At 68.6% G+C, this 21962-nt stretch carries 27 protein-coding genes and 1 pseudogene; 21 read left to right on the forward strand and 7 right to left on the reverse strand.

Annotated elements, in window-relative coordinates; all coding sequences use genetic code 11:
* Positions 1 to 34: 34 nt before the first annotated feature.
* Positions 35 to 1003, forward strand: a complete 969-nt coding sequence (locus tag GGC30_RS07970; RefSeq protein WP_370451928.1) for a nucleoside hydrolase — start codon at positions 35 to 37, stop codon at positions 1001 to 1003.
* On the forward strand, positions 1000 to 1845 hold the full coding sequence (locus GGC30_RS07975; protein WP_153923366.1) for a ribokinase: 846 nt from the start codon (positions 1000 to 1002) through the stop codon (positions 1843 to 1845). Before GGC30_RS07970 ends, GGC30_RS07975 begins: the two co-directional genes overlap by 4 nt.
* A gap of 28 nt (positions 1846 to 1873) precedes the next feature.
* On the opposite strand, the gene GGC30_RS07980 is transcribed toward GGC30_RS07975, so the two are convergent.
* A complete protein-coding gene (locus GGC30_RS07980) occupies positions 1874 to 2644 on the reverse strand; it encodes a hypothetical protein (RefSeq protein ID WP_153923367.1) in 771 nt (256 codons plus the stop codon).
* A gap of 202 nt (positions 2645 to 2846) precedes the next feature.
* On the opposite strand from GGC30_RS07980, the gene GGC30_RS07985 reads away from it, so the two are divergent.
* A complete protein-coding gene (locus GGC30_RS07985) occupies positions 2847 to 5315 on the forward strand; it encodes a prolyl oligopeptidase family serine peptidase (RefSeq protein ID WP_153923368.1) in 2469 nt (822 codons plus the stop codon).
* 4 nt (positions 5316 to 5319) lie between these two features.
* Here GGC30_RS07985 and GGC30_RS07990 read toward each other — a convergent pair whose 3' ends face one another.
* The gene (locus tag GGC30_RS07990; RefSeq protein ID WP_153923369.1) at positions 5320 to 5925 is read right to left on the reverse strand and encodes a hypothetical protein; all 606 of its coding nucleotides are present in this window, start codon (positions 5923 to 5925) and stop codon (positions 5320 to 5322) included.
* A gap of 79 nt (positions 5926 to 6004) precedes the next feature.
* Positions 6005 to 7135 (reverse strand): zinc-dependent alcohol dehydrogenase family protein, encoded by a 1131-nt coding sequence (locus GGC30_RS07995; protein ID WP_153923370.1) that lies wholly within the window; start codon positions 7133 to 7135, stop codon positions 6005 to 6007.
* Positions 7136 to 7245: 110 nt separating this feature from the next.
* Between GGC30_RS07995 and GGC30_RS08000 the strand changes: the two genes are divergently transcribed.
* Positions 7246 to 7680: a thioesterase family protein gene (locus GGC30_RS08000; RefSeq protein WP_055806518.1), complete on the forward strand. Its 435-nt coding sequence runs from the start codon at positions 7246 to 7248 to the stop codon at positions 7678 to 7680.
* A gap of 47 nt (positions 7681 to 7727) precedes the next feature.
* Entirely contained in the window at positions 7728 to 8261 is a 534-nt protein-coding gene (locus tag GGC30_RS08005) for a MarR family winged helix-turn-helix transcriptional regulator (protein WP_194943549.1), read from the forward strand.
* A 22-nt stretch (positions 8262 to 8283) separates the two neighbouring features.
* Here the strand turns inward: GGC30_RS08005 and GGC30_RS08010 are convergent, their stop codons facing one another.
* The gene (locus tag GGC30_RS08010) at positions 8284 to 9192 is read right to left on the reverse strand and encodes a retropepsin-like aspartic protease (RefSeq protein WP_194943550.1); all 909 of its coding nucleotides are present in this window, start codon (positions 9190 to 9192) and stop codon (positions 8284 to 8286) included.
* Positions 9193 to 9249: 57 nt separating this feature from the next.
* Here GGC30_RS08010 and GGC30_RS08015 point away from each other — a divergent pair, with 57 nt between their 5' ends.
* Positions 9250 to 9768, forward strand: coding sequence for a PadR family transcriptional regulator (locus tag GGC30_RS08015; protein ID WP_153923373.1), 519 nt, complete (start codon positions 9250 to 9252; stop codon positions 9766 to 9768).
* A 15-nt stretch (positions 9769 to 9783) separates the two neighbouring features.
* On the opposite strand, the gene arsC is transcribed toward GGC30_RS08015, so the two are convergent.
* Together arsC and GGC30_RS08025 are read right to left on the reverse strand one after the other, a co-directional pair.
* On the reverse strand, positions 9784 to 10188 hold the full coding sequence (arsC, locus tag GGC30_RS08020; protein ID WP_153923374.1) for an arsenate reductase (glutaredoxin): 405 nt from the start codon (positions 10186 to 10188) through the stop codon (positions 9784 to 9786).
* A gap of 5 nt (positions 10189 to 10193) precedes the next feature.
* Complete coding sequence (locus GGC30_RS08025; RefSeq protein WP_153923375.1) at positions 10194 to 10529, reverse strand: helix-turn-helix transcriptional regulator; 336 nt, start codon at positions 10527 to 10529, stop codon at positions 10194 to 10196.
* A gap of 81 nt (positions 10530 to 10610) precedes the next feature.
* Here GGC30_RS08025 and GGC30_RS08030 point away from each other — a divergent pair, with 81 nt between their 5' ends.
* Positions 10611 to 11894, forward strand: coding sequence for an arsenic transporter (locus GGC30_RS08030; protein ID WP_153923376.1), 1284 nt, complete (start codon positions 10611 to 10613; stop codon positions 11892 to 11894).
* Between the two features lie 4 nt (positions 11895 to 11898).
* Here the strand turns inward: GGC30_RS08030 and GGC30_RS08035 are convergent, their stop codons facing one another.
* Complete coding sequence (locus GGC30_RS08035) at positions 11899 to 12099, reverse strand: hypothetical protein (protein WP_055753936.1); 201 nt, start codon at positions 12097 to 12099, stop codon at positions 11899 to 11901.
* A 148-nt stretch (positions 12100 to 12247) separates the two neighbouring features.
* Between GGC30_RS08035 and GGC30_RS08040 the strand changes: the two genes are divergently transcribed.
* From GGC30_RS08040 to GGC30_RS08105, 14 genes and pseudogenes are all read left to right on the forward strand, one after another.
* Positions 12248 to 13021, forward strand: coding sequence for a YebC/PmpR family DNA-binding transcriptional regulator (locus tag GGC30_RS08040; protein WP_055753937.1), 774 nt, complete (start codon positions 12248 to 12250; stop codon positions 13019 to 13021).
* Positions 13022 to 13105: 84 nt separating this feature from the next.
* Positions 13106 to 13624 carry a hemerythrin domain-containing protein gene (locus GGC30_RS08045; protein WP_153923377.1) on the forward strand — a complete coding sequence of 173 codons (519 nt, stop codon included), beginning with the start codon at positions 13106 to 13108 and terminating at the stop codon, positions 13622 to 13624.
* Positions 13625 to 13700: 76 nt separating this feature from the next.
* The gene (locus tag GGC30_RS08050; protein ID WP_153923378.1) at positions 13701 to 14396 is read left to right on the forward strand and encodes an MgtC/SapB family protein; all 696 of its coding nucleotides are present in this window, start codon (positions 13701 to 13703) and stop codon (positions 14394 to 14396) included.
* Positions 14397 to 14442: 46 nt separating this feature from the next.
* Entirely contained in the window at positions 14443 to 14961 is a 519-nt protein-coding gene (gene ruvC / locus GGC30_RS08055) for a crossover junction endodeoxyribonuclease RuvC (RefSeq protein ID WP_153923379.1), read from the forward strand.
* Positions 14958 to 15575 carry a Holliday junction branch migration protein RuvA gene (gene ruvA, locus GGC30_RS08060; RefSeq protein WP_055806492.1) on the forward strand — a complete coding sequence of 206 codons (618 nt, stop codon included), beginning with the start codon at positions 14958 to 14960 and terminating at the stop codon, positions 15573 to 15575. The genes ruvC and ruvA overlap by 4 nt, the downstream gene beginning before the upstream one ends.
* A 13-nt stretch (positions 15576 to 15588) precedes the next feature.
* The gene (ruvB, locus tag GGC30_RS08065; RefSeq protein WP_153923380.1) at positions 15589 to 16620 is read left to right on the forward strand and encodes a Holliday junction branch migration DNA helicase RuvB; all 1032 of its coding nucleotides are present in this window, start codon (positions 15589 to 15591) and stop codon (positions 16618 to 16620) included.
* Between the two features lie 57 nt (positions 16621 to 16677).
* Positions 16678 to 18144, forward strand: a complete 1467-nt coding sequence (locus tag GGC30_RS08070; protein WP_153923381.1) for an alpha/beta hydrolase — start codon at positions 16678 to 16680, stop codon at positions 18142 to 18144.
* Between the two features lie 5 nt (positions 18145 to 18149).
* Positions 18150 to 18518 carry a hypothetical protein gene (locus tag GGC30_RS08075; RefSeq protein ID WP_153923382.1) on the forward strand — a complete coding sequence of 123 codons (369 nt, stop codon included), beginning with the start codon at positions 18150 to 18152 and terminating at the stop codon, positions 18516 to 18518.
* Between the two features lie 32 nt (positions 18519 to 18550).
* On the forward strand, positions 18551 to 19378 hold the full coding sequence (locus tag GGC30_RS08080) for a hypothetical protein (RefSeq protein WP_153923383.1): 828 nt from the start codon (positions 18551 to 18553) through the stop codon (positions 19376 to 19378).
* Positions 19379 to 19383: 5 nt separating this feature from the next.
* Positions 19384 to 19842 carry a tol-pal system-associated acyl-CoA thioesterase gene (ybgC, locus tag GGC30_RS08085; protein WP_370451930.1) on the forward strand — a complete coding sequence of 153 codons (459 nt, stop codon included), beginning with the start codon at positions 19384 to 19386 and terminating at the stop codon, positions 19840 to 19842.
* Positions 19843 to 19868: 26 nt separating this feature from the next.
* Positions 19869 to 20303, forward strand: a complete 435-nt coding sequence (locus GGC30_RS08090; protein ID WP_153923385.1) for a hypothetical protein — start codon at positions 19869 to 19871, stop codon at positions 20301 to 20303.
* A 140-nt stretch (positions 20304 to 20443) separates the two neighbouring features.
* The gene (gene tolQ / locus GGC30_RS08095) at positions 20444 to 21196 is read left to right on the forward strand and encodes a protein TolQ (protein WP_153923386.1); all 753 of its coding nucleotides are present in this window, start codon (positions 20444 to 20446) and stop codon (positions 21194 to 21196) included.
* A gap of 3 nt (positions 21197 to 21199) precedes the next feature.
* Complete coding sequence (locus GGC30_RS08100) at positions 21200 to 21652, forward strand: ExbD/TolR family protein (protein ID WP_055806475.1); 453 nt, start codon at positions 21200 to 21202, stop codon at positions 21650 to 21652.
* A gap of 5 nt (positions 21653 to 21657) precedes the next feature.
* Positions 21658 to 21962: pseudogene (locus tag GGC30_RS08105) on the forward strand (energy transducer TonB); the annotation flags it as partial.

Below are 21962 nucleotides of genomic sequence, written 5' to 3' on the forward strand. Positions count from 1 at the left end.
TGCTCCGCGCGGCCGGCCTGCCTAGTCATGGGCGGTGTCTATTCAGTCCCTGATCATCGATTGCGACCCCGGCGTGGACGACGCCGTGGCGCTGTTTCTGGCCTTCGCCGCGCCCGAGCTGGCGCTGCTGGCCGTCACCACGGTTGGGGGCAATGTTCCCGGCGCCAAGACCCAGCGCAATGCGCGCATCATCCGCCAGATCGCCGGGCGCGAGGACGTGCCGGTGTTCGGCGGGGCGGAGCGGCCGCTGAAACGTCCGCCGGCGGGGGCGGGCGAGTTTCACGGCGTGGAGGGTCTGGGCGATCTGGAGCCGTTCGAACCGACGGGGATCGTCGGCGACGGACCGGCCGCCAACGCCATCGTCGATCTGGTGATGAGCCGGCCCGAAGGCTCGGTCGCCATCGCCGTCCTGGGGCCGATGACCAATCTGGCGCTGGCGATGCGGCGTGATCGGCGGCTGGCCGAACGGCTGGGGCCGGTGGTCGTCATGGGTGGGGCGCGGTCGGAAGGCGGCAATGTCACCGCATCCGCCGAGTTCAACATCTGGGCCGATCCGGATGCGGCGGCGGTGGTGTTCGGATCGGGGTGTCAGGTGGTCGCCTTCGGCCTGGACGCGACCCATCAGGTGCGCGCGACCGAGGCCCGGATCGTAGCGATAGAGGCCATCGACAGCGAGGCCGCGCGGGCGGCGGCGTCGACGCTGCGGTTCTCGCAGCGGGTGGAGCGCGAGATCGTGGGCTGGGACGCAGCTCCGTTGCATGACCCGTGTCCCATCGCCTGGCTGATCAAGCCCGACCTGTTCGAGACCAAGCCCTGCCGGATCGAAGTGGAGACGGGTTCGGACCTGACGCGCGGGCATACGGCGGTCGAGTTCCGGATCGATCCGGCGACGGCGCGGCATCGCTGGGCGGTCGCGGCGGATACGCAAGGGGTGTTCGACCTGATCGTCGCCAAGCTGAAGGCCCAAGCTCTGGAGGTTGAGCCGCTGGAGGCCGGCGCATGAGGATCACCGTCGTCGGCTCGATCAATCTGGATCTGGTGGCCACCGCGCCCCAACTGCCGGCGCCGGGCGAGACGGTGACCGGGGCGACCCTGGCGCGGCATCCCGGCGGCAAGGGCGCCAACCAGGCTCTGGCGGCCGAGAAACTGGGGGCAGAGGCCAGCCTGATCGGGCGGGTCGGCAATGACGCCATGGCCGGCGAGGCCTTGGCCCTGATGGAGGATCTGGGCGTCGATCTGGCGGGGGTGGAGGTGGATGTGGCGGCCCCGACGGGCGTGGCCCTGATCGCCGTCGATCCGACCGGCGAGAACCAGATCGTGGTCGCGGCCGGCGCCAACCACATGGTCACCCCTGAACAGCTGCCGCAGCGGATCGAGGGCGCGCTGATCGTGCAGCTGGAGCTGCCGATCGAGACGGTCGAGGCGGCGGTGGGCCGGGCGACGGGCTTCGTCTGCGCCAATCTGGCGCCCGCCGCGCCGGTGTCGGAACTGCTGCTGCGCCGCGCCGACCTTATCGTCGTCAACGAGACCGAGGCGGCCTTCTATGGCGACGGCCTGCACCGGGGCGGGGGACGGGTCGTCGTCACCAAGGGCGCCCGAGGCGCGGCCATGTATCAGCGCGGCGTCGAAATGGCCTGGGCGACCCCGCCGGCCGTCGAGGCGGTCGATGCGACGGGCGCGGGCGACGCCTTCGTCGCCGCCATCACGGTGGCTTTGCTGGAAGGCATGGACCCGGCCGAGGCGCTGCGCTTCGCCTGCGCCGCCGGAGCCTTCGCCGCGACGCGTCCTGGCGCGCAGCCGTCGGCGCCGGAGCGTGATCAGGTCGAGGCGCTGCTGGCGGGGTAGGGACGCGGTCTGCGCCTCTGCGTCATGCTCAGACCCCTGGCGGCGGACCGGGGGGCGTCGGGAAGGCGAGCGGCGCGACGGCGGCGCCGGGAGAACCGGCCGTGACGGTCTGGTAAAGCTGAAGGCCGAGCGGCGACCAGGTGAGGGCCTCGATCGCCGCGATCATGGCGATCTGAACCCCCAGACCCCAGAACCAGGCAGGGTGGATCCGGCGGGTCTTCGCCAGATCGATGATCATGCCGATGACTGGAAACGCCAGGGTGACGAGCGTGGTCGCCTCCCAGGCCCAGGGGATCAGCAAGGGCATGGGCAAAAGCCGACCGACGGCCGGCCCCAGCAGGATCGCCATGGCGGAATAGTGCAGGCGGCGGTGCCAGTCCGTCGACCGACGAAGCCAGACCGCCGCGACGGTGAGGCCGACGAAGGTCGCGAGCGACAGGGGATCGAAGACCAGAAACTGCAAGGGCCGGAAGAAGAAGGGCACGTCGCCCCGACGCACCATGGCCTCGGTGACCAGCCAGCCCAGGATCAGCATTGGCGCCGGCCATGCGGCCGCCAGCCAGCCCAGCGGTCGGTGCCAACGCAGCTGGCCCGTGGCGATCAACAGGTTCTGAACCAGGAAGATGACGACCCAGCCCATGAAGACCACGGCGTGGGCGTGCACCAGAAGCGGAGCCTCGAAGCTGGAGCGGCCCATCGCCAGCTGAAGCGAAAAGCCCGCCACGACGACAAGCGCCATGACGACGGCGAGCCCCGGAAAGACGCGGTCGGCCCCGCCCGTCGTGTTCGCACTCACCATGACACACCCCCCGATGTTTCCGGCGAAACTTAACGCCGAAGCCCGAAAGCGGCAATCTGGAGTATCAACGATATTTCGAGGATCGACTGGGCCAGGCGCAGGCGTCGCCGCGCCAATGTGACACTGTAACGCCGAAACGGGTTGTCGGCGGTGGAAAGGCGGGGTTAGGTCTGGGGCTCGGGATTTGTGGGGACTTCAGACGATGATGATGCGTGGACGTAGGGTTGGGCTGGTTCTGGCGGCGGTGCTGCTGAGCGGCGTGGCGGGTGCGGCGTTAGCCCAGAACGCGGCGCCGGCTGCGGGGCCGATGGTCTATCAGCAGCCGCCGGCGCCGATCGCGGACATCCTGGACGCCAAGCCGACGCCGTCGTCGATGCTGAGCCCGGATCGGCGGACGCTGGTGCTGATGGACCGGTCGAACCTGCCCAGCATCAAGGCCCTGGCCGAGCCGATGCTGCGGTTGGCGGGGACGCGGATCAATCCCAGGAACAACGGCGCGGCCGAAAGCCGGGTGGCGTGGCTGACGGGTCTGAGCCTGCAGGCGGTGGACGGGGGGCAGCCTCGCATCGTGGCCCTGCCCGACGGCGCGCGGTTCACGGCGCCGCGGTTCTCGCCGGACGCCAAGTCGCTGGCCTTCGTGCTGGACCGGCCGACGGGGCTGGAGCTGTGGGTGGTGGACGTGGCCTCGGCGCGGGCGCGCAAGCTGACCGATCCGGTGGTCAATATGACCGGCGGGACGGGTTATGAGTGGCTGCCCGACAGTTCGGGCCTTTTGGTCGAGGCGGTTCCGGCGGGGCGCGGTCCGGCGCCCGACGTGACGGCGGCGCCGACGGGGCCGAACATCGAGGAGACGGCCGGGCGGGTCGCGCCGGTGCGGACGTATCAGGACCTGTTGTCGAACCCCGGCGACGAGGCCCTGTTCGACCATTATTTCACCAGCCAGCTGACGCTGGTTCCGCTGAACGGCCGTGCCCGGACGATCGGGGCGCCTGCGGTCTATCTGGATGCCGCGGTGTCGCCGGACGGCCAATACATCCTGCATGAGATCGCCAAGCGGCCCTATTCCTACGCAGTGCCGGACGACCTGTTCCCGACCGAGATCGTGGTGACGGATATGAACGGTCGCGAGGTGCGCACGGTCGCCGACCTGCCGCTGAGGGACGATGTGCCGACCGCCTTCGACGCCGTGGCGCCGGGGCCGCGCGCGGTCGAATGGCGGGCCGATGCGCCGGCGACCCTGACCTGGGTCGAGGCGCTGGACGGCGGGGACATCCGCAAGGCGGCCGAGTTCCGGGATCGGGTCTTCATGCAGGCCGCGCCGTTCACGGCCGAGCCTGTGAAGCTGATCGACCTGAAGGAACGGTTTGGCGGCGTCGTCTGGGGCCGGGACGATCTGGCCATCGTCAACAGCCGCTGGTTCAACACCCGGCATGAGACGCGCTTCGTGGTGGATCCGTCCAACCCCGGCGAGGGCCGGGTGCTGCTGGAGCGGAACTATCAGGCGCGCTACGACAATCCGGGCCAGCCGGTGACCCAGCCGAATGCTCAAGGGCGCTCGGTGATCCGCTTCGATCCGCAGGGGCGCATCCTGATGTCGGGCGCGGGCGCGACGCCGCAGGGCGAGTTCCCCTTCCTGGCCGCGATGGACCCGGCGACGGGACGCAGCGAACGGCTGTGGACCTCGGCCAATACGGATTACGAGGCGGTGGTCGGCTTCCTGGATACGGACGGCAAGCGGGTGGTGACGCAGCGCGAGACGCGGCTGGATCCGCCCAATCTGCAGATCCGAGACCTGACGACGGGCCAGACGACGCGGCTGACCAACTTCCCCGATCCGGCGCCGCAGCTGGCCGAGGCGACGCGGCAACTGGTGACCTATGAGCGGGCCGACGGGGTCAAGCTGTCGGGGACGCTGTATCTGCCGGCCGGTTACGATAAGGACCGCGACGGGCCGCTGCCGATGCTGATGTGGGCCTATCCCGCCGAGTTCACCGATGCGGCGGTGGCGGGCCAGACGGTGGACGTGCAGAACCGCTTTGTGCGGCCGGGCGGGTCCAGCCATCTGTTCCTGCTGACCCAGGGCTATGCGATCTTCGACAACCCCTCCATGCCCATCATCGGCAAGGATGGGGCCGAGCCGAACGACACCTATGTCGAGCAGCTGGTCGCCGATGCGAAGGCCGCGGTCGACGCCGTGGTCGGCATGGGGGTGGCGGATCGCGACCGGATCGCGGTCGGGGGGCACAGCTACGGCGCCTTCATGACGGCGAACCTGCTGGCGCACAGCGATCTGTTCCGCACCGGGATCGCGCGGTCGGGGGCCTATAACCGCACCCTGACGCCGTTCGGCTTCCAGTCCGAGCAGCGCAACTATTGGGAGGCGACCGAGGTCTATACCGAGATGTCGCCCTTCACCTATGCGAACAAGCTGAACGAGCCGATCCTGCTGATCCACGGCGAGGCGGACGACAACTCGGGCACCTTCCCGGTGCAGTCCGAGCGCTTCTATGCGGCGCTGAAGGGGCTGGGGGCGACGGCGCGCTACGTCACCCTGCCGCTGGAGGCGCATGGATACCGCGCGCGGGAATCGGTGGGCCACACCCTGTGGGAGATGACCCGCTGGCTGGACCAGTATGTGAAGAACGCCCCGCCGAAGCCGGCGGCGAACTGAGCAATCAGGGCTTGGACGCCGCGGCCTCCGCCGCGGCGTTGACGGCCGCCAGACGGGCGTCCTGTTCCGACTGGGGCGGGACGCCGAAGACGGCGCGAAGGCTGTCGGGGATCAGGGCGCGGTCGTAGGGATCGAGGGTGGCCGGGGCGTCGCGGGTCTTGCGCGTCTGGGTGCCGTAGATCTGCGGCTTTTCGGTCATCTGCAGATAGCGATCCAGCGTCGCGGCGGCGATCCAGGCGCCTTCGGGCGAGCCCTTGGCGACGGCGGCGACGGCCAGGCTATGGGCCAGCAGATAATCCTCGGGCGTGGAGCCGTGCTGGAAGACGAAGGCGGCGGCGCGGTAGTCCTCGCCAGTCTGGAGCGCGCCGGCGTCCAGCAGGGCGCGGGTCTGGACACGGCGTTCGGCGTCGGCGGCGAGCATTTCTGTGACGCGGGCGCGGTCTTTGAAAAAGTCCGGCGTCAGGTTCTGCCTTACGGCCTGGTCGGCGGCGAAGATGGCGGCCATCTCGGCGTTGTTTTGAGGCGAGGTCTCCTGCGCTAGGGCCGGAACGGCGAAGGCCAGGGCGACGGCCGAAATCGCGGCGGCGCAGGACAGGCGAGACGGGCGCATGGGAGATCTCCGCTGAAGCTTGAGCGGACATTGGTCTGCGGATTTGCGGCCGAAACCGGGCGGCGGGATTACAGTGTCGTCAGGGTCTGACGATCAGCCGCACGACCTCGCCGGCGTGGAGGCGGTCGAAGCCGGTGTTGATGTCATCCAGGGGAATGACGCCGCTCATCAGGCGATCCACCGGCAGGCGGCCCTGGCGATACAGGGCGACGTAGCGGGGGATGTCGCGGCTGGGGACGCAGGTTCCGATGTAGGAGCCCTTCAGCGTGCGCTCTTCTCCGACGAGAGAGACGACATTGACGGCAAGGGCCGCATCGGGCGGCGGCAGGCCGGCAGTGACGGTGGTTCCGCCGCGCCGGGTCATCTTCCACGCCGCCTCCAGCGCCCGGACGGAGCCGGCCATTTCGAAGGCGAAGTCGGCGCCGCCGTTCGTCAGGGCGCGGACCTGATCGACCGCATCGGGGTCGGCGGCGTTGACGGTTTCGACCGCGCCGAGGGTGCGGGCCAGGGCGAGCTTGTCCTCGGACAGGTCGACGGCGACAACGGGGCTGGCGCCCGAGGCCAAGGCGCCCAGCACGCTGGCCAGGCCCACGCCGCCCAGGCCGATGACGACGACGCTCTGGCCCGCCTTGACGCCGGCGGTGTTCACAACGGCCCCGACGCCGGTCAGGACGGCGCAGCCGAACAGGGCCGCCTCTTCGAACGACAGGTCGGGATCGATCTTGACCAGGGAGCGTCGCGAGACGACGGCCCGCTCGGCGAAGGCGGAGCAGCCAAGGTGGTGGTTGACGGGCTCGCCCTCGCGGAAAATGCGGCGGGCGCCGGACAACAGCTCGCCCCGGCCGTTGGCGGCGGCGCCGGGCTCGCACAGGGCGGGACGGCCGCCGGCGCACGGGTTGCAGTGGCCGCAGGACGGCATGAAGACCATGACGACGTGATCGCCGATGGCGAGATCGGTGACGCCGTCCCCCAGCGCTTCGACCACGCCCGCCGCCTCGTGCCCCAGGGCCATGGGCAGGGGGCGAGGGCGGTCGCCGTTGATGACCGACAGGTCCGAGTGGCACAGGCCCGCGGCCTTGATCGCGACCAGCACTTCGCCGGGGCCGGGCGGGTCCAGCGTGACGGTCTGGACCGACAGGGGGCGGCTGTCGGCGTAGGGGCGGGCGGCGCCCATGTCAGACAGGACGGCGGCGCGGGTCGTGAGGGTCATGGTTCAAGCCTTCGTCATCAACGACCTACCGATAGGCGCTTGACCTAACGTCGTCCAAGCTAGAGCGTCGGGATCGAGAGCGACGGTTCGCGTCGCCGAGGGAGACGACGATGCCGAAACGAGACGAGGGCGCGCTGGCGCAACGGGCGACCTATAAGGCCTTTCACATGGTCTCCACCCGCTGGGCCGACAACGACCAGTACGGCCATATCAACAACGCCAAATTCTACGAGTTCGTGGACTCGGCGGTGAACGCCCACCTGCTGATCGCCAATGCGCTGGACGAGTCCATCGGCCTGGTGGTGGATTCGGGCTGTCGCTACACCTCGTCGCTGAAGTTCCCCGATGTGATCGAGGTCGGCATCAAGGTCGATGCGATCGGCACCTCCAGCGTCACCTACGGCTTTGCGGTCTTCAAGCGCAGCGTGGATGTTCCCGCCGCCATCGGCCATTTCGTCCACGTCTATGTCGATGCCGAAACCCGCCGGCCCAAGCCGCTGCCGGCGCGGCTGAGAAGCGTGGTGGAGAACCTGCGCGCGGGGTAGGGCTGTCGCCCTTCGCCTGAAATCCAGCGCCTGTTTGCGTGATGCCAATGCCTTCCGACCCCGCCGATCTCGATGACGCCTTCTATCTGAGCCTTACGGAGGCGGATGCATCGACGACCGGGGACGATCCGCGCGGAAGCCTGGAACTGGTCGTGTCCATGCGCATCGCCTTCGTGGCCCGGGCGTGGATCACGCGGGCCAATGCGCTGTTTCGCGGCCGAGGCTATACGGCGGCGCAGCGCGCGCACCTGTATGTTCTGGCGTCCAAGCCCAAGGGGCTGACGCAGTCGGAGCTGGCGGCGATCCTGCGGATATCGGAGGCGTCGCTGTCACGCCGCATCAAGCTCTCGATCGAAGAAGGTCTGGTGTCGCGTCATCCGTTTTGCGGCGACGGACGCGCCAATCTGATCCGGCTGGAGCCCAAGGGGCTGGAGGCGCTGAACGCCTCCGATCGTGTCGCGCGCGAAGACCGCACCCGACTGCTGGCGGGCGTGACCGATGAGGAACTGGCCATCACCGCCAAGGTCCTGAAGCTGCTGACGGATCGCGTCCCGCAAACGCCTGAACGGTCCGACGCCTGACGGCATCAGACCGCCCTGAGCGTCAGTCGCCCGCCAGGACCCAGGTGCGTTCGTTGGTGGGGTCGAAGACGAACCGGAACTTGCGCATCATGGGCAGGCCGATATTGGGGGTTCCGCCCTCGATGAAGCGTAGCTTGGGGCTGTCGACTACGACGCCGCCGACCTTGACCGGACCATCGGCCTGGGCCTCGTACACCGGCTGGGTTCCGGCGGCCGAGGTCGCGATGCCGATCTTGCGCGGCTCGCCCTTCAGCTTGATCTGGCTGACCAGAGACAGCGGCAGAAGGAAGGCGCTGTCGTTGCCGGTGTCCAGTGTGGCCTCGACCGAGGCGCCCGGCAGCTCCAGGGCGACGACCGGCAGGCGTTCGTCGTCGGAATAGGCGTGTCCGGGGCCCTCGGGACGCTGGGGCGCGTCGGGCGCCATGATGCGAAGCTCGCCCTTCGCCAGGTTCATCTCGACCAGTTTTTCGGGGAAGGTGTTGGGCCCGAAGATGCCGACTTCGTCCTCGTCCCTGAACTCGAAGACGGTGGCCGGGCCCTCGGTGATTGCATAGCCGCCCAGGGTCACGCCCTTCAGACTGGTCGTATAGCCGGGCACCATCAGGCCCGTGCTGCCGTCCCTGGACTGGGACGGGCCCACGTTCGGCATGCCCATGTCGTCGGCGTAGGACTTGTAGATCAGATTGCCGTTGGTGCCGGTGTCGAAGACGACGGGCGCAGGATGGCCGCCGTTGATCCGCATCATCAGAAGCGCCCGGCCGTCCGAGACATAGAGCGGGATGCGGGCCACAGCGGCCGCCGGCGCCGACGCGGTCGCCTGAGGGGTCGCTTGAGAGACAGGCGCGGCTTGCGCCGCAGCAAGGCCAGCCGATAGGCTGACTCCGGCCAGGCAGGACGCCGCCATGGCGCGTTTGAACAGGGACCGGATCATGCATTCCTCCATGGACGTCGATAGTCCGATTAGGACTATCGAGTCGGATCGGGTCAAATGAACAATCGGCAAGGAAGCCTGACGGAGCTGGAAGGCGCCATCCTGTCGGAAATCCACCATCGCGGAGCCTCGACCGCCTTCAAAGTCCGCAAGGCGTTCCAGGAGTCGATGTCTCTGGAATGGAGGGGCAGCGCGGGCGCCGTCTATCCGGCTATTCGACGATTGACGGATCGTGGCGTGATCGACGCGGCCGAGACGGGTTCGGGCCGGGGCACGGTTCTTCTGTCCCTGACGGCGCAGGGAGTCGCGGTGATGGAAGACTGGATCTGCGACGCCGAGCGCGCCGCCAGCGTCGGTCTGGATCCCTTCCGCCTGCGCTCAGGCATGTGGGACCGCCTGCCGCCTGTCAGAAAGGTTGAGGCCATGGCGACCTTGAGGCGCACGGTGGAGGCGGAAATCGCCGCCTTGCGTCAGTATGTGGTGTCGCTGGACCCGATCGAGCGTCCCCGCATCGAACTGGCGATCAGCCTGCAGCTCAGCCGCCTGGACTGGCTGGACGGGCAACGCGCGTCATAGACCTCGCGCCCGCCCCTAGGCGTCGAGAACGACCTGGCCGTCTTCCTTGACGAAGGGCTTGGAGAGATGGTCGGGCAGCAGGTCCAGCACCGCCTCGGACGGGCGGCACAGTTTTACGCCCAGGGGCGAGACGACGATGGGGCGGTTCATCAGGATCGGGTGGGCCGCGATGGCGTCCAGCAGCTGGTCGTCAGACAGGCCTGTGTCGCCCAGGCCGAGGTCGGCGTAGGGCGTACCCTTTTCGCGCAGGATATCGCGCACCGATCCACCCATCCGCTCGACCAGTTGGGCCACCAGCGCGCGGCTGGGCGGAGTCTTCAGATACTCGATCACATGCGGTTCGATCCCGACGTGGCGGATCAGGGCCAGGGTGTTGCGCGACGTGCCGCAGGCGGGGTTGTGATAGATAACGACGTCCATTGGCCTCAGTCGCAGCAGGGGGCCAGTTCGGCCAGCAGGGGTTGGCAAAGCTCGGCGCGGCCCTGGCAGCAGTCCTTCAGCAGGAACAGCACGACCTCGCCCAGTCGATCCAGATCGGCGCGGTAGATGATCGACCGGCTGCGCCTCTGGGACGCGATCAGTCCGGCGCGCGACAGCACGCCCAGATGCGCCGACATCGTATTGGTCGGAACGGCGAGCCGGTCCGCGATCTCTCCGGCCGGCAGTCCGTCCGGCGCATGGCGGACCAGCAGCCGGAAGGCGTCCAGTCGCGTGGATTGCGCCAGGGCGGCGAGCGCGAGAATGGCCGGTTCAGCTTCCATTATTCCAAGATACTGGAAATATGGTGTCGTGCAAGCTAGAGGGGGCGCTGCGGTCGTCGGTCGGCCGAGATGGAGCCGCCCATGATCGTCGCCTTTCTGATCTTCGCGGTCACCATCACCCTGGTGATCTGGCAGCCGAAGGGCCTGCAGATCGGCTGGAGCGCGATGGGCGGTGCGGCGGCGGCGCTGTTGCTGGGCGTCGTCACCCTGGCCGACATCCCCGTGGTCTGGGACATCGTCTGGAACGCCACGGCGACCTTCGTCGCGATCATCATCATCAGCCTGTTGCTGGACGAGGCCGGATTCTTCGAATGGGCGGCGCTGCATGTCGGGCGATGGGGTGGCGGCCATGGACGCAGGCTGTTCGTCCTGTTCGTCCTGCTGGGCGCGGCGGTGTCGGCGGTCTTCGCCAACGACGGGGCGGCGCTGATCCTGACGCCCATCGTCATCGCCATGCTTCTGGCGCTCGGCTATGGCCCCAAAGCGACGCTGGCCTTCGTGATGGCGGCGGGCTTCATCGCGGATGCGGCCAGCCTGCCGCTGGTGGTGTCCAACCTGGTCAACATCGTCTCGGCCGACTTCTTCGACATCGGATTCGACCGCTATGCGGCGGTCATGGCGCCGGTGAACCTGGCGAGCATCGCGGCGACGCTGATGGTGCTGTTCGCGGTGTTCGGGCGCGATATCCCCAAGGCCTATGACGTGGAGCGCTTGGCCGCGCCGTCCAGCGCGATCAAGGACCGGGCGACCTTCCTCTGGGGCTGGATCATCCTGGCGCTTCTGCTGATCGGCTTCTTCGTGCTAGAACCGCGAGGGGTGCCGGTGTCCGCCGTCGCCGCGACGGGGGCGGTCGTCCTGTTGGTCGTGGCGGGCCGCGGCGCGGTCATCAGCACGACGAAGGTGCTGCGCGAGGCGCCGTGGCAGGTCGTGATCTTCTCACTGGGGATGTATCTGGTCGTCTACGGGCTGCGCAAGGCCGGTCTGACACGCCAGATCGCGGGCCTGCTGGACGGATTTGCGCAGGGCGGGGTCTGGGGTGCGGCCTTCGGAACCGGGTTCCTGACGGCCTTCCTGTCGGCCATCGCCAACAATATGCCCACGGTCCTGATCGGCGCCCTGTCGATCGACGCCTCGGGCGCGACGGGCGCGGCGAGGGAGGCGATGATCTACGCCAATGTCATCGGCAGCGACCTGGGGCCGAAGATGACGCCCATCGGTTCACTGGCCACATTGCTGTGGCTGCACGTCCTGGCGCGGAAGGGCGTGAAGATCGGGTGGGGGTATTATTTCAAGGTGGGCGTGGTGCTCACCCTGCCGGTCCTGGGCGTCGCCCTGGCGGCCCTGGCCTTACGCCTGAGCGTCTAGGGCCTCAGTCGTCCAGACGGCCGATCAGGAACAGGGCGCCGACGGCGGTCAGGGCGCCCAGGGTGAAGGCGGTGACGATGGCGCCGGTGGCGACGGCGGTGGAGACGGTGACCGGGCGGGCTTCGTACCACTCGACAATGTCGGCCTCGTGCAGGTCCTCGTCCATATAGCCTTCGGCTTCATAGATGGTGTCGTCTGCGGTCATGGCTTTACGCTCCGTCTGTCTTGCCCGGATCAATACGCCCAAACGGTACAGGTTCCACCCCTGTCGCCCCCGATCGGCGTATCGTGACAGGATGCCGCTCTTCGTTTAGGAGGCGCGGCTCAGGTTCAGAACGCTCAAAGACGATCCCATGGCCGGCCACTCGAAATTCAAGAACATCATGCACCGCAAGGGGCGCGCCGATGCGCAGCGTTCCAAGCTGTTCTCCAAACTGTCGCGCGACATCACCGTGGCGGCCAAGTCGGGCCTGCCGGATCCGGCGGCGAACCCGCGCCTGCGCCTGGCGGTCAACAACGCCAAGGCCGAAAGCCTGCCCAAGGACGTGATCCAGCGCGCCATCAACAAGGCCGCCGGCGGCGACGTCGATACGATGGAAGAGGTCCGCTACGAGGGCCGGGGTCCGGGCGGCGTGGGCATCATCGTCGAAGCTTTGACCGATAACCGCAACCGCGCGGCGTCCAACATCGGGGCGGCCTTCAAGAAGAACGGCGGCGCGCTGAGCGAGATGAACTCGGTCGCCTTCATGTGGGACAAGGTGGGCAAGATCACCTACGCCGCCGAGGCCGGTTCGGAAGACGCCGTCATGGAGGCCGCCATCGAGGCCGGCGCCCAGGACGTCGAGAGCGATCTGGTCAAGCCTGACATCTATGAGGACGCGCCGGGCCACACGATCTGGACCGCCTTCGAGGACCTGAACGACGTGGCCGAGGCCATGTCCAAGGTGCTGGGCGACCCCAAGTCCACCGCCATCGTCTGGAAGCCGCAATCCGAAGTGCCGGTGACCGGCGAGGCCGTCGGCACCCTGTTCAAGCTGCTGGACGCGCTGGACGCCGAGGACGACGTGTCGGCGGTCTATTCCAACGAGGACATCTCCGACGAGGACGCGGCCAAGTACGCGGGCTGATCCCGAACGACCGCGAGTCGTTCGCACGGAACCGGGTCGTGCGCCGGGCGTAACGAGGCTTCACCGTTACGCCTGGAGCCCCCTATGGACATCACCCAGCTGATCCTCGACGACCATGCCGAACAGCGTCGACTGTTTGCGATCATCGAACAGATCGACCCCAAGAACACCGATGCGCTGAGCGCCGTCTGGTCGCGGTTGTCGGCGTTCCTGGATGTGCACGCCGAGGCCGAGGAGCGGTTCTTCTATCCGGAGCTGCTGAAGCAGGGCGAGGGCGCCAACGACGCCGAGGACGGCACGGTCGAGGGCGAGACCGAAGACGCCATCGAGGACCACAACAAGCTGCGTGACGCGGTCAAGGCGGTCGAAAAGCACAAGGTCGGCACCAAGGCCTGGTTCGACGCCGTGGGCGAGGCGAACGTCGTCAACTCCAAACACATGGGCGAGGAAGAGCGCCAGGGGCTGACCGATTTCCGTATGAACGCCGACGTCGAGACGCGCCATGCGCTGGCGGTCAAGTTCGCCGCCTTCGAGGCCGAGTACATCACCGGCGTAAAGCCGGTGAACAAGGATCCCGAGACCTATATCGATAAGCACGGTTGAGGCGGCCGCTGCGACCACGATGTCGCAGCATCGTCCGTCCAAGGAACATCCGCGCTCGGCGCATCGTTGAGCGCGGATGAATCTGGGTAGTCTGGAAGGCGCTGTCCTGCCGATCCTCGGCGCGGTGATCGCGGGCGGGCTCATCGGCTTCGAACGCGAATGGCGAGGCCGGGCGGCGGGCCTGCGAACGCACATTCTGGTCAGCCTGGCGTCGGCCCTGCTGATGCTGGCGGCTATGTCGCAGGCGGATTGGGCGTTCCGCGCCCTGCCCGACGAGAACATCGTCACAGACCCGACGCGGATGGCGCACGGCGTGCTGACGGGGATCGGGTTCCTGTGCGCAGGCGTGATCTTCCGAACCGGATTTTCGATCCACGGGCTGACCACGGCGGCGTCGCTGTGGATCACTTCGGCGATCGGCATTCTGTTCGGGGCAGGCCTCTATGCGCTGGGGACGGCGGCGACGGTGGTCACGGCGCTGATCCTGATCGGTTTGAGGCTGATCAACGGGCGTTTGCCCGCGCGCACGGTGGTGGACGCCGAAGTGTGCTGGGAGCGGCGCGAGGCGTCGCCGGAGCCGGCGATCGAGGCGGCGCTGAAAGCCATCGATGCGGACGCGCGACATGACCGTTTCGAGCTGATCGATGGACAGACCGTTCGACGGACCTGGCGATTGAAGGCCGCCGAGGAAAGCCAGCTAAAGCGGCTGGCGGAACAGCTGTGCGCCATACCGGGCGTGGTCGCCTACAGCCTGGACCCGCGCGACGACTGAAACCGTTCATTGCCCGATAACCCTCTTTGCGGCATGAGGGGAACGGATGGCGAACGAACCTGTCAGAATCATCGGCCTGGACCCCGGTCTGCGACGCACCGGCTGGGGGGTCGTCGTGTCCGACGGCGCGCGCCTGAGGTGGGTGGCGCACGGCGTGGTGGCCCCGCCCGAGACCGCGCCGTTCAGCGAGCGGCTGCTGCATCTGTTCGAAGCGCTGGGGACGATCTGCGCCGACTACGGCTGCGAGGAGGCGGCGGTGGAAGAGGTGTTCGTCAATGTGAACCCGTCCTCGACGCTGAAGCTGGGTCATGCGCGGGCGGCGGTGATGCTGGCGCCGGCCAAGGCGGGTCTGACGGTGGCGGAATATTCGCCGAACCTGATCAAGAAGGCGGTGGTGGGCGCAGGCCATGCGGACAAGAGCCAGATCGCCTTCATGGTCAAACGGCTGCTGCCGACCGCGGGCGACGTGAAGGCGGATGCGGCCGACGCCCTGGCGGTTGCGATCACCCATGCGCAACTCCGGAAGCGATCCCTGCTGGAAGCGATGCACCGGGGGGCGGCGTGATCGGGCGTTTGAGAGGCGTGCTGGCCGAGGTCGGCGAGGCGGAATGCCTGATCGACTGCGCCGGCGTGGGCTATGTCGTGTCGTGCGGGGCGCGGACGCTGGGGCGACTGCCTGCGCCGGGCGACGAGGCGACGGTGCATGTCCATTCGCAGTGGAGCGAGGATGCGGGGCCGCGCCTGTATGGATTTCTAACGCGCGACGAGCGGCGGGCGTTTACGACCCTGCTGGCCATTCAGGGCGTGGGGCCCAAGGCGGCGCTGGCGGTGCTGGACGTTCTGCCGCCCGGCGAACTGGCGTCGGCGGTGGCGCGCGAGGACAAGGCGGCGGTGGCGCGGGCCAACGGCGTGGGGCCGAAGCTGGCGCTGCGGATCGTCACCGAGTTGAAAGGCAAGGCCTTGGGCGACGCCAGCTTTGCGCCCGTCGCACCCGGCATGCACGTCGAGATCGCAACGCCCGTTCCCTCGATCACCGGCGAGGCCGTGTCGGCCCTGCTTGGACTGGGCGTCGCCGAGGTCAATGCGCGCCGGGCCGTGGATCAGGCTTTGATCCGTCTGGGCGAAGAGGCGGAGCTGTCGGCGGTGATCCGCGCGGCGCTGCAGGAGTTGGGCCGATGAGAGCCGCATCGACATGACCCGCGTCATCTCCCCCGAGGCCGAGACCGGCGAATCCTTCGATCGCGCGCTGCGGCCGCAGACGTTGTCGGAGTTCGTCGGCCAGTCGCAGGCCAAGGGCAATCTGAAGGTCTTCATCGATGCGGCGCGCGGGCGGGCGGAGGCGCTGGACCATGTGCTGCTGTTCGGACCACCGGGACTGGGCAAGACGACGCTGGCGCAGATCGTGTCGCGCGAGCTGGGCGTGGGGTTCCGTGCGACCTCCGGGCCGATCCTGGCCAAGGCGGGCGATCTGGCGGCGATCCTGACCAACCTCGAGCCGCGCGACGTCCTGTTCATCGACGAGATCCATCGCTTAAGCCCCCAGGTCGAGGAGATCCTGTATCCGGCCATGGAGGATCATGTGCTGGACCTGATCATCGGCGAGGGGCCGTCGGCGCGCTCGGTGCGGATCGACCTGGCGCCGTTCACGCTGGTGGGGGCGACGACGCGGGCGGGCCTGCTGGCCACGCCGCTCAGGGACCGGTTCGGCATTCCGCTGCGACTGGAGTTCTACACCCCCGACGAACTGACGGCGGTGGTGCGCGGCACGGCGCGCAAAATGGGCGCAGCCATCGACGAGGCCGGCGCGCGCGAGATCGCGTCGCGGGCGCGGGGAACGCCTCGGATCGCCGGGCGCCTGCTGCGCCGGGTGCGGGATTTCGCCTCGGCCGAAGGGGCCGAGACGATCTCCAAACTGGTGGCGGCGCGGGCGCTGGCGCGGCTGGAGGTGGACGAGGCCGGGCTGGACAGCCTGGACAGACGGTTCCTGAAGGCGTTGATCGAGAACTATGGCGGCGGGCCGGTCGGGATGGACACCCTGGCGGCCGCCATCGCCGAGGCGCGCGATGCGGTCGAGGACGTGATCGAACCCTATCTGCTGCAACAGGGCTTCATCATGCGCACGCCGCGCGGCCGCATGGCCTGCGCCAAGGCCTATGCGCATCTGGGCCTCAGCGCGCCGGCGCAACCCTCCGCCGGACCCGTGCCCGGCGACCTGTTCGAATAGGCGTTGCCAAGCGGGGCGGGCGGGGGTTTGCTGGGGGCGAACCGGAGCCGTCGTCCCATGATCCTGCGCACCCTGGCCGTGATGGCGTTTGCGGCCGGCCTGACTGGTCTGGCGCCGCCTGCGAGAGCAGAGGCCCCCGTCTTCACCGACAAGGCCTGTCCCAGTGATTGGCCGACGGGCCTGCGCGAGGTGCGGTGCGGGACCCTGACGGTGGACGAGGCGCGCGACGGCTCGGTCAGCGATCGACGCATCGACATCGCCGTCGTCATCTTCAAGGCCAGCACGCCCTACAAGGACGCCGCGGGTCAGGCGCTGCCGCCGATGGTGATGTTCCACGGCGGACCGGGCGGGGCCCTGACGCCGGGTGCGGGGCGGATGCTGGCGGCGCTGCGTCGCAATCCGGAAGCCTTTGCGGTGGATCAGGACGTGATCCTGTTCGACCAGCGGGGCGGCGGGGCGAGCAACCCGTCGATGGACTGTCCGGGCGTCGAACTGACCGATGCGGGGCCGCCGTCCGACGAGGACCGCGACGGGCTGATCGCCTGTCTGAAGGGGTATCAGGCGCAAGGCGTTGATCTGAACCAGTACAACGCCGCCGCCATCGCCGACGATGTGAAGGACATGGCCCAGGCCCTGGGGCTGGCCAAGATCGACCTGTGGGGCGGATCGTACGGTCCGCGCATCGAGGCGGCGGTGATCACCCACCAGCCCCAGATCGTGCGCGCCGCCGTGATGGACAGCCCCTGGCCGCCCGAGGGCAACTGGGCCGTCGGCACGCCCGAACAGGTGTCGGCGGCGGTGAAGATCATCCTGGCCAAATGCGCGGCCCAGACAGCCTGCGCGGCGCAGCATCCGGACCTTCAAGCACGGTTCGAGGCCGAGGCGCGCAAATGGCTGGCCGGTCCGGTGACGGGCAAGGACGGGCGCACCTTCACCGTCGACGACCTGTCGGCCTTCTTGATGGACACGACCTATAGCGCGACGGGCGTGCGCAGCCTGCCGGTCGATCTGGACAAGATCATCGCCGGCGACCTGACGCCGGTCGCGGAGATCGCCGAGGGCCGCACCTACTATTTCGAGGGTCAGCACATGGCCCATCTGTGCAAGGAGGAGCTGCCTTTCGAGTCCAAGGCGCGGCTGGCGGCCGGGGCGGCCGGTGATCCGGTCGCCGAGGTGCTGGTCCCGTCGCTGTCGCGGCTGTTCGACGTCTGCGCGGCGGTGGGCGAACGGCCGGCGCTGCCGATCGAAAATCTGCCGGTCCGGGCTGACATCCCGACCCTGTTCGTCGCCGCCGAGATCGATCCGGGCTGCCCGCCGCCGCTGACCGAGGCGGCCGCCAAGGGCTATTCGAACAGCCAGGTGGTGATCGTGACCAACGCGACCCACGGCGTCATCAACGCCAGCCCCTGCACGCGCGAGATGGCGCGCGATTTCCTGCGTGATCCGTCAAAGCCGGTGGATCGGGCCTGCCTGCCCGCCGCCGACACGCCGCTGGACTTCACCCTGGATGCGCCCGCCGCATGAGGGTGATGCGCCATCGTAGTCCGCTTCAGCAGCGTCTGATGATTGCGGCGGCGCTGGTTCTCGCCCTGTGCGCGGTCGGCGTCTGGGTGCTGATGCAGCCGTCGAATACCCCGTCGCCCGAGGCGGCCGATGCGCGGGTGATGCGCCAAATCCGCACCCAGGCGGGGCGCGGCGCCGAGCTGCGCTACGCCGAGAACGGCGAAAGGCGATCGGTATGCGGCTATGTCGGGCGCGTCGCCGGCGGGCCGGCGGTGGGCTTCGTCTCCATCCCCAATCGCATCCTGTTCAGCGACGACCCTCTGCCGACCGAGTTCCGCGAAATGCGCCAAAGCTACTGCCCCGGCTTCATGGCCGCGCCGAACCGCCGGCCGTGATCCGTCGTCGGTTGAAGCGGTCGGCACTCGCCTTGATCGCACAAATCACGGCGACGGCGGCGATCAGCCTGCTGGCGATCCGGGCGGCCGGGGCGGGGACGGCGTCGGTCGTGGTCCAGGGCGCGGCGTTTCTGATCGGGGCCGTGGCGCTGTGGGCGGCGTCGCGGATGGCGCGGCCAGGCCGGGGTCCGAGGTTGATGTTGGCGGCGGCGATCCTGGTCGTCGCCGTCCTGATGTTGACGACGGGCGTGGAGATGCAGGGCGCGCATCGCTGGCTGGCGCTGGGGCCGGTTCTGATTCACCCCGCTTCGCTGCTGGGCGCCCCGCTGCTCTGGCTCGTGGCGCAGGATGCAGACGATGGGTGGACGGCAGGCGTCGCTGGCCTGACGATCCTGACGTTCGGCCTCGGCTTCGACGGGGCCGCCAGCCTGGCCTTCGCGTTGGGGGCGACCGGATTGCTGACGGCGGCGAGAGGGTCGTGGAAGACGCTGGCGCCGCTGGCGGCCCTGGCCTGGATTTTGGCGCTCTGGAGCCTGACGCGTTCGCAGGCCCTGCCGCGCGTTCCCTATGTCGAGGATGTCGTGCCGACGGTTTGGGCCATGTCGCCGATCCTCGGCGTGGCGGCGGGCCTGGCGTTGGTCGTGCTGTCGGCCCCGTTGCTTTGGGTAGGCTGGCGGGCGCGCGGCGTTGGAGCCGCCGTCGGACTGGCCATGGCCGGGTTCTGGATCGGTCTGTCGGCGGGCAATCTGCTGGGCGCCTATCCGGCGCCGGTGGTGGGATATGGCGCTTCGCCGGTGATCGGATGGCTTGTCGCGATCGGACTGGCTATGGCGACTGCACGACGCACGAGGTTTCAGTGACCGCAATCTCCGACCAACCCACCGCCGGCCGTTTCGAGGGGCGCGATCACCTGTTGCCGGTGCGCGTCTATTACGAGGACACCGATTTCACCGGCCTGGTCTATCACGCCAACTATGTGCGCTATTTCGAGCGGGGGCGGTCCGATTTTCTTCGCGCCATCGGGGTGGGGCACGCCGATCTGCTGGAGGAGGCCGAGCCGCTGGCCTTCGTGGTGTCGGAGCTGAACATCAAATATCTCAAGCCCGCGCGGATCGACGACGCCCTGGTGGTGCGCACCGTCTATGAGCAGGTGAAGGGCGTGCGTCTGATTATCCGCCAGAGCGTGGAGCGGGCCGGCGAGGTGCTGTGCCGGGCCGAGGTGACGGCGGTGTGCATCCATCTGGACGGACGGCCGCGACGGCCGTCGAAGGCTCTGGTCGAGAAGGTCACGCCGTGGCTGGCGGCCGGTGGGACCGCCGACTAGGATCGCGCCAACGAGGGGGAAACGTCATGGCCGCAGAAACCTACAAGATGTCCGCCAGCGCGGTGATCGTCACGATCCTGCTGTTCGTGCTGCTGGTCGGCGGCGGGCTGGTAGGCTGTCCCTATTACAAGGTCTGGGAACGCAAGATGGCGGGCCAGGCCGAGCTGCAATACCAGCAGGGCGCGCGCCAGGCCCTGATCGCGCAGGCCGCTGCAGAAGACGAGGCGGCGATCAAGCGGGCCGAGGCGGCGACGCGCCGGGTCTTGGGCTGGACCGATGCGGCCAAGCGCGGCTGCGCCGAACTGGGCCGCCCCGGCGACCGTCAATGCGAGGAGCAGCTGCTGAAGGACGCCGCCACCTATTCCATCGCCAAGGAAGGCCACGAGGGCGTCATCATCAGCGTAGGCGCACCCGTGTCGGTCGCGGTCGATCCGAACGCGCGTCGGACGGCGTCCGAGTAACCTGCCGTTAACCCTTATGACGCGCCTGTCAGATGACGGGCGGACGGGTCGGGGCTAAACGGGCCGGACGCCACACAATGGTCACGTCCGCTCGGTCGAAGAGGGGACGTGACGATCTCGATTCCGCCCGGAGCGCCTGAATGACCACGCCTGTCGACGCCGCGATGATGAACCCGGTCGAGCTGTTCCTGACCGCCGACTGGGTGGTCAAGAGCATGATGATCGGGCTGGCGGCGGCCTCGATCTGGTCGTGGACGATCATCATCGACAAGGCGGTTCGGTTCACGGCGCTGAACAAGCGCGCCGATGAGTTCGAAAAGTCGGTTCAGTCCGGCCGGTCGCTGGAAGAGGTGGCGTCCCAGGCCGGACCCGAGCCGGACCATGCCCTGCCGCGCATGCTGGTGATCGCCCTGTCGGACTGGCGCGAGGCGCGTCAGCGCGGGGCTTTGAACGAGCATCAGGGCGACCTGCTGCTGGTGCGGATCGACAAGGCGATGAACAGCCTGATCTCGCGCGAGGGCCAGCGGATCGAGAACGGCCTGGGCGTGCTGTCGGTGGTGGCGACGGCCTCGCCCTTCATCGGCCTGTTCGGCACCGTGTGGGGCATCATGAATGCGTTCGGGCGGATCGCGGCGGCAGGCAACACCAATCTGACGACGGTGGCGCCGGCCATCGCCGAAGCCCTGTTCGCCACCGCCATCGGCCTGGCGGCGGCCATCCCGGCCTATATCGCCTACAACAAATTCTCGATCGACGCGGGCAAGTTCGTCGGCCGCCTGGAGGCCTTCGCCGACGACCTGCAGGCCGCCGTGGCGCGCCGCCTGGGCAGCCCGTCGGCACCGCCGCCTCCGCCCCCGCCGTCCAGCGACCTCAGCCTGAAGCGGGGCGTCTGAGCCATGGCCCTGGGCGGTGGTGCGAGCGGCGGCGGGCGTCGAGGGCGCAGGGGGCGTAAAGGGCCTCTGACCGAGATCAACGTCACGCCCCTGGTGGACGTGATGCTGGTGCTGCTGATCATCTTCATGATCTCGGCGCCGCTGCTGACGGTGGGCGTGCCGGTCGAACTGCCCAAGACCGAGGCCAGCGCGGTCGAGATCAAGTCCGAACCCCTGTCGGTCAGCATCGACCAGCAGGGCGCGATCTTCGTCGGCGACAGCGAGACGGCGTTCGACGCCCTGTCCACGCGCCTGTTGACCGAGGCCGGCGGCGCCGACAGGGCGGCCGAGCGGCCGGTGTTCGTGCGGGCCGACGGGCGCGCCCCCTATCAGGCGGTGGCGCGGGTGATGGCGCGGTTGAGCGCCTCGGGTTTCACCAAGCTGAACCTGATCACCGACACGGCGCCGGAGGCCTGAATCCTTTGCGTCGGCCGAGCCCCGCCATCCTCGGATCGCTCGCCCTGCACGCCGGGGTGATCGCGCTCGCCTTCGTGATGGTGTCGCACAAGACGGACGAGGACGAGACGCCGCTGGTCGCCTCGGTGCCGGTGACCATCGTCTCGGAGGAGGTGATCCAGGCGGCGCCGGCGGACAATCCGCAGCCCGAACCCTCGCCCGACGACGCCGCGACCGCCCCGGTGCAGCAGCCCGATCCCGTACCGCCGACGCCCGAGCCGACGCCGCCGCAACCCCAGCCGCGCCCGACCCCGACGCCGCCGCGACCCAC

Source organism: Brevundimonas sp. SPF441, assembly GCF_009661015.1.
GTDB classification, from domain to species: domain Bacteria; phylum Pseudomonadota; class Alphaproteobacteria; order Caulobacterales; family Caulobacteraceae; genus Brevundimonas; species Brevundimonas vesicularis.